Consider the following 4,708-nt stretch of genomic DNA (forward strand, 5'->3'; position numbering starts at 1 on the left):
TTATGTGCTGTATAACTTGGCTCACTTCACAATCAGTATTCATTGTTTATGAGCCAGAAAAGTGGGGATCCCTCAGTGCCGAGTATGATTCAAATTGGCTTGTAAAAATGAGTGTTAACTTGTACTAGCGCTTTGAGACTGAGCTGCTGTGGTCGTGTATTTTACCCTCTGTGCCGCTTTTAGGGTTTCGGCGCCTCGAATGACCACAATATCTTGAGCTTTTAAGGCTCGAGGTTTTCGACTCGTGATAGCTATCCAATCTCCCTCGCCTTCTCCTATTGCCACTGGTATTTTTTCAGCTTGATTATCTTGATTGATTTTAACGACATAATGTTCATTTGAGCGTAAAACTAAGGCATCTCTTGGTACGAGTAGGCTCAAGCGTTTAGGCGCTATGGGCATTTCCAAAGAGACTATTTCACCAATATTAACATGAGGTAATTGTTCTTTAGGGATAGATATTCGCGCTTCAAAGGTTTGTGAGTCATTGCTAGAAACTGGAATTAAATAATGAATAGGCGCCTTAAAACTGCCCTGTGCGTGAAAGATACGCAATTGTTCACCGACTTTGACTCTTTGATAGTATTTCAGTGGAGCGTATAGATGGATTTCTAATTCTAGTGGATTTAACATGGAGAGTATGGCGCTTGATGCGGCCACATCTTCTCCAATTTGGCGTAGTCTCTGTGTAATGATACCATCAAAAGGAGCGCGAATATGGGTTTTAGCCAGTTCATCTTGAATCAATGCCAGTTTAATTTTGGCGAGTTTTAACTTAGTTGCCGCTAAATCACGCTCTGAACGCACTTGGTCTAATTCAGAAAGGCTAATATTTGATGTTAATTGGCTGATCCTTTCAAAGTTAGCTTGTTCACGGTTTAGGACTACAGTTTCGTATTCAATTTGAGCTTGCTGCTCTGTTTGTTGAAGCAGTAAACGTCGATCATCTAGCTTAGCAATAACATCGTTATGTTTTACATTGCTGCCAGCATCAGCAATCCATTTCAATTTACCAGCAAGTCCAGCAGTTAATTCACCATAGTATCTCGGTTTTACCGAACCGGTAATCATGGTTTTGGGAGCCAGTGTTCTCGCTTCAACTTTGGCAACTTCAACTAAGGTTGCGGCTTCAATATTGTTCGGTGTGATCTCGCTTGCCATTACATGGCTTGAGAGTATGAATGACAAGAGACTATAAATCTGAATGAGTTTCATGAGTGGATCCCTGCTAGAGATGGGGTTGTTGTATTTTTTGTTGTGGTTTTATAGGTGAGTCTCAATAAACTTGGCATGAGAATGAGAGTAAAGAGTGCGCTGAAAGTCATACCACCTACAATAACGACGGCTAGACCTCGATAAATTTCACTGCCTATACCTGGAATGAGGGCTAAAGGTAACATACCAAAAATAGAGGTTAAGGTGCTCATGTAAACGGGACGTGCTCGGCTTTTAACGGCTTGGTAAATAGCATCATCTATATGACAGTGTGCAGCTAATCTTTGACGTGTTTGATCGACTAATAAAATGGCATTATTGACTACTAAGCCCAGTAATATGATAAATCCTATCATAGTGAGTAAATCTAAGCTTTGAAATGTAAACAGGTTTAATATCCAAAGACTCACTACACCACCTGCCATTGCCAGTGGCATAGATAAGAGCACCAGTAAACTGTCTTTTGCAGAGTTAAACATAGCCGCCATTAATAAGAATAAGATGACGAGTGCTAATAAAAAGTTATAGCCCATGTCTGTCAAAGTGTGTTGTAATTTATCGGCATTACCACGAAATTTCACCATATAATTCGCCGTTAATTCACTTTTAAGTTTAGGTAAGATGTTTTGCTTGATTTGAGAGAGCGCTTCATCTAAAGACATACCATCAGGTGGAATGATCAAAAGGCTAACTGTTCGTTTTCCATTAATTCGCTGTAATTGTGTGGGTCCGACTGCACGTTGAATATCGGTGAGTTCACCAATGGTTTGTACTCCTGCAGTGGGAGTATGTATGGGGAGCGCCGCTAATTGTTCAGGTGTTTGCCATTTGGGGCTTCGCAGTAAAACATCCATACGCTCATTGCCATCAAAGTACTCACCAACGAATAAACCTGAGGTGTATGCTCTTATGGCTTGAGCGAGTTGACTCTTATCCAGTCCTGCTTGGGCTAATTGATGTTCTCTGGGTAAAAGCTGTAACTCAGGCTGTGCTAATGACAAACTTGGAATGGGCCGTACTACAGCGTCAGGCAATGTTTGTTCAAGTAAAGCTATGCCCCTTTCGGCTGCATTTAATAATAGAGGGAGTTCAGGCCCTTGTAAATCGAGCGTAATGGAACGACCGCCATTAAAGCCCACTCGCAGAAGTGAGCCTCTATTCACAAAAGCTTGAAGGTCGGGTAAATCGACAAAAATCTCCTTTTTAAGAATATCTATCATGGTTTTAACTTGCTTTGGATCTTCAGGATAAATAAAGGCGGCATTGAAGTTAGTGTACATTGATAAATTGTAACCACGAATATAGGGTTGCTGTTGCTTTTCGTAGTAAGGTTTTAAGCGTTGAATGATGCTTGCGGCTGTTTCTTTTTCTAGGGTGTCGATGTTTGCCCCAGCCGGTAAGGAAAAAAACACGGCAATATTGTCAGCTTTCGTTTGCGGTAGAAAATCAACTCTAGGTAATAACAGTATGGTGATAATGCTACTGCCGATGATTAATAGGCTACACCAGATGAGCGCGCGTTGATTATTACCTGTCAGTACGAGTACGTATCGAGATAACTTTTGCCAAAAAGATATTCTTGCTTGTGTTTGCCTAGCAGTATCAGATCTATGATGAGCAGCAAAATGATTTGTTGCGGGAGTGACCTTAAGCCAGAGCAAACTAAAAACAGGAATTAAGGTTACCGCACTAACAAAAGAAGAAACGACTGCAACCGACAGTGTTAATGCAAGATCGGTAAAAAGTTGTCCTTCAATGTCAGGCATAAATAAGACTGGTAAGAAAATAGCCACAGTGGTGGCAGTAGAGGCAAGGAGGGCGCCTTTAACTTGAGCGGTACCTTTGATGACGGCTTGGTGGAGTGGTGTGCCTTGTTGCAATAGTCTGACAATATTTTCTTGTACTATAATTGCTGCGTCTAATACTAAACCGACAGCAAAAGCCAGACCGGCTAAAGAGATGACATTTAAGCTACGATCCATGAGGCGTAAAACAACAAAGGCAATTAAAAGTGCAACGGGAATCGTCGACGCAATCATTAGGGTTGCATTAAGGTTACGTAAGAAAGCATATAAAATCAGTAAGGCTAGCAAGATCCCTAGCGCAATGTTACTTTGTACTAAGAATATGGCGCGCTTGATGTGCACAGAGGCATCAAAGGATAATTCAATAATCAAGCCTACTTGTTTTAAAGCACCTTGATTGAGTTCATCAATTGCAAGGTTTATTCCTTCAAGCACTTCAACAGTATTAGCATCAAACCCTCCTTGAATGGTCATGTAATAAGCTGGATAACCATTGCGTTTAGTAAAGCCATTTCTATCACGAGTTGTAAGCTTGATTTTAGCAATTTCATTGAGGTAAACAGGTCTGCCTTTTTGGTAGCTAATAATAAGTCTGCCAAGATCCCCAGGTGTATATTGTCCTATAAAGCGTACATTATATTGACGACGGCCTACTTTAGCGCTGCCACCTGATATATTCGCGGCACGTATAACGGCAGATTGAATTTGAGTCAGGCTGATTTTTAATGCGGCGATACGATAAGGATCTAATATAATATGGAGTTCTTTCGGTGCACGCCCCTGTAGCCCCACACTGGCTACCCCTGTAATTTGTCGTAATCTAGGTTCAACAACCTCATCAATGAGTTGTTGGTACTGAGCAAAATCAGTTTGAGGATTGTTTTCATCCATTCGAATGAGTAAAGAAGCGAGGTTAGGAGTGTTACCTCCACCGACGTCAATAAAAGGTTCATTAGCATCTCTGGGTCTAGGTGGAGTTTGATTAATGGCATTAATGACGTCGATCATGGCTGTTTGCATGTTATGTCCGACTTCAAAGGTTAATGAGACTCGACCAAAACCTTGAGAAATTGAAGATTCCATTTCTAAGACTCCCGGTACACGCTTCAGTACTTGCTCTTGAGGCTCAATGATATTGGCTTCCATTTCTTGTGGTGCTGCAGCTCGCCAGTTATTGAAAACAGAAATCTGAGGTTGTTGTAGATCGGGTAAAAGTTGAATAGGTAATTTGGTGGCGGCCAATATTCCAAAAATGATAATCAACAGTAGGCAGACTAAAGTTGCTGCAATATGTTGAGTACTCGTGCGGGTGAGATCCATGTTAAACACAATCCTTAAGGATGCTTGATACAGTATCAATGTGCAGTAGCAAATAAGCTTGATGATAACGATAATGTTTTCAGTAAACTAGTAGATAATGTCAATAAAATGTTTCATGATATTTCGACATAATTTTAATTTATTGAGCTTAAATGACCGCACATTGATTATATGAAGTCGTATATAGGTTATGTTTGTTAGGCGAGAAGGCACGAGTATCCTAATAAGAATCGTATTAAGCTCAAAGAACTTGTTTGAATAAGAGTGTAAAACAATCAAAAAGCCCTTTTTTTATTCGTTTAGCTGGCTTTGTGTTCACTTAAAAGATTTCTTTCAATTAAATGCAAAAAAGCCCTTGCGCTAATTCC

Annotated in this window: 2 protein-coding genes; both read right to left on the minus strand. The window is 40.5% G+C overall.

Translation table 11 applies throughout. From position 1 onward, the window contains the following. Positions 1 to 114: 114 nt before the first annotated feature. Positions 115 to 1,215 carry an efflux RND transporter periplasmic adaptor subunit gene (locus Q0791_RS24460; RefSeq protein ID WP_299011875.1) on the minus strand — a complete coding sequence of 367 codons (1,101 nt, stop codon included), beginning with the start codon at positions 1,213 to 1,215 and terminating at the stop codon, positions 115 to 117. Further along, entirely contained in the window at positions 1,212 to 4,340 is a 3,129-nt protein-coding gene (locus tag Q0791_RS24465; protein ID WP_299011876.1) for an efflux RND transporter permease subunit, read from the minus strand. The genes Q0791_RS24460 and Q0791_RS24465 overlap by 4 nt, the downstream gene beginning before the upstream one ends. Between the last annotated feature and the right edge of the window lie 368 nt (positions 4,341 to 4,708).

The sequence above is a fragment of the uncultured Shewanella sp. genome, from assembly GCF_947495455.1.
GTDB lineage: Bacteria > Pseudomonadota > Gammaproteobacteria > Enterobacterales > Shewanellaceae > Shewanella.